The sequence below is a fragment of the Azospirillum sp. B506 genome (assembly GCF_000333595.1).
Lineage (GTDB): Bacteria > Pseudomonadota > Alphaproteobacteria > Azospirillales > Azospirillaceae > Azospirillum.
This window is the reverse complement of the sequence record NZ_BADK01001021.1, coordinates 1-1,481: the sequence shown is the minus strand read 5'-3', so window position 1 is coordinate 1,481 and position 1,481 is coordinate 1. Positions and strand designations below refer to the sequence as shown.

The following is a 1,481-nucleotide window of genomic DNA, read 5'->3' as shown; positions in this document are numbered from 1 at the left end:
CCCGACGCGGTCGCCGAAGGTGGCGCGCAGGAAGGCATGCCGCTCCGTCGCGGCGGCAAGGTCGCTTTGTTCCGATTCGGTCGACCAGCGGGCAGACCCAATAGACCCGCGCGCCCTCCGTCACCTTGCGCTGGATGCCGTGGACCACCTCCTCCAGCCGGTCGAGAGCGATGGTGACGGTCTGCACCGGCTTGCGGCCCGCCGGCTTCTCGGTCAGGCGCGACACGTCCATGTCGCCATAGGCGGTCAGGGTCAGCGTGCGCGGGATCGGCGTGGCGGTCATCACCAGCATGTCGACTGCCCGGCCCTTGGCCGAAAGCTGAAGGCGCTGGTGGACGCCGAAACGGTGCTGTTCGTCGATCACCGCCAGCGCCAAATCCTTGAAAGCGACATCCTCCTGAAACAGGGCGTGGGTGCCCACCAACAGCGGCAGCTCGCCGGACGCCAACCGGTCGAGCACTGCCTGGCGCGCCTTGCCCTTGTCGCGCCCGGTCAGCAGGCCGATCTCGACGCCGGCCGCCTTGCACAGCGGCGCCAGGCTTTCCGCATGCTGGCGGGCAAGTATTTCGGTGGGGGCCATCAGGGCGGCCTGTGCGCCGGTCTCCACCGCGTTCAGCATCGCCATCAGCGCGACCACGGTCTTGCCGCTGCCGACATCGCCCTGGAGCAGCCGCAGCATGCGGCGCTCTGCGGCCATATCGGCGTAGATGTCCTCCAGCGACGCAGCCTGCGACCCGGTCAGGGAGAAGGGCAGCGCCGCCAGCGCGGCACGGCGCAGACTGCCATCGCCCTCGGTCGCCCGCCCGGCAAGCCGGCGCTGGCTCGCCCGCACCAGCATCAGCGCCAGCTGGTTCGCCAGCAGCTCGTCATAGGCGAGGCGGCAGCGGATCGGCGCGGTGGCGGCGAGGTCGCCCTCGTCCTCCGGCGTGTGGGCGCGCTTCAGCGCCTCGGCCCAGCTCGGCCATTGCCGGCGGGCCAGCCATGCCGGGTCCTGCCATTCGTCGAGCGCCGGAACGTCGTTGAGCGCGGCGCGCACCGCCTTGCGCAGGGTCTTGGCCGGCAGGCCGGCGGTCATCGGATAGACCGGCTCCACCAGCTCCAGATCCTCCTTCGCGTCGACCGGGACGACAGCATCGGGATGGGTGATCTGGGCGGTGTCGTTGAACCACTCCACCTTGCCGGAGACCACCATGGTGGTGCCGGCGGGGATCTGCTTCGACAGCCAGTCGCCGCGGACATGGAAATAGACCAGCTCCAGCACGCCAGTGTCGTCGGTGCAGCGGATCTTGTAGGGATGGCGCGNGTTCACCGGTGGCGCGTGCGAGTCGATGCGCACGGTCAAGGTGGCGATGCGCCCGTGCGGCGCCTGCGCGATCTTCGGCGAGAAGCGGCGGTCGACGACGCCGCAGGGCAGATGCCACAGCAGGTCGACCACATGGGGGCCGGGCAGCTTCTCCACCAGCTTTGCCCAACGGGGGCCG

At 70.1% G+C, this 1,481-nt stretch carries 1 pseudogene; it reads right to left on the bottom strand.

Annotation, left to right across the window (positions count from 1 at the left end):
• Positions 1-1,481: pseudogene (locus tag I71_RS31460) on the bottom strand (ATP-dependent DNA helicase RecG); the annotation flags it as partial.